The 760-nt window shown below is 66.3% G+C and carries 2 pseudogenes; both read right to left on the reverse strand.

Annotated elements, in window-relative coordinates:
• Nucleotides 1-429, reverse strand: a pseudogene (locus DBR24_RS26470) (hypothetical protein); the annotation flags it as partial.
• 2 nt (nucleotides 430-431) lie between these two features.
• Nucleotides 432-760, reverse strand: a pseudogene (locus DBR24_RS31340) (hypothetical protein); the annotation flags it as partial.

Below are 760 nucleotides of genomic sequence, written 5' to 3' on the forward strand. Positions count from 1 at the left end.
CCACTGACCATCCGGGTTATCTGGCCTACATCGGGGCTGCGCCGACCCCGCCCCGCCGAGCCATCCCGAACCGATCATGCCGCTGGCCGACAGCAAGCCGTCCATCAACGCGGCGGCCGGGGTCGGCGCAGCCCCGATGTAGGCCAGATAACCCGGATGGTCAGTGGCAACGCCTTGCTGGCTGAGCAGACCGGCATACACATCAAGCGCTTGAGACAGACCAATCCCGGCCTCACAGATCGACTGCCCCACCGCTCGTTCGGCGGCCTCGGCTATCTGTTCCGCCTCGGCGGGCGCGGCCAGCGCTCCCCGTGGTCGGATCAAGGCCTGGCGCAGTGCCGCCAACATGAGGTCGAGATCGTCGGGGGCCATAGCGCCCTCGCCGATGCCGGGCAGTCCAGGCGCAGCGCCAGAAAATTGCAGAGCCATGATTACGTCCTTGTATCGTTTTCGCAGAGTGCGGGGTATTGACGCAGGACCACCGTGTAGTCGGCGGGTCGGTATTGTCGGTGAACAAAATCGGCGTGCCTGTTCAGGTACGCGGCCACTGGCTCGCCACGTGAAAAGGCAGCCGCGACAAGCTCCAGCGCCAGGCCCACGCACTGGCCAAAATCCGGGGTGGCATGCGGGCACAAGGTGCTCGCCCCGGTGCCGGCAAGCAGTGCGTCGAACTCGTCGACCACGCAATCGTCGGGCACCAGGTAAAGCGCTCCCGGCCGTGCACGTCGACGGATCTCGCCTGCGACCGCGACATGCGAGC

It is taken from the genome of Pseudomonas sp. HMWF006 (genome assembly GCF_003061205.1).
GTDB lineage: Bacteria > Pseudomonadota > Gammaproteobacteria > Pseudomonadales > Pseudomonadaceae > Aquipseudomonas > Aquipseudomonas monsensis.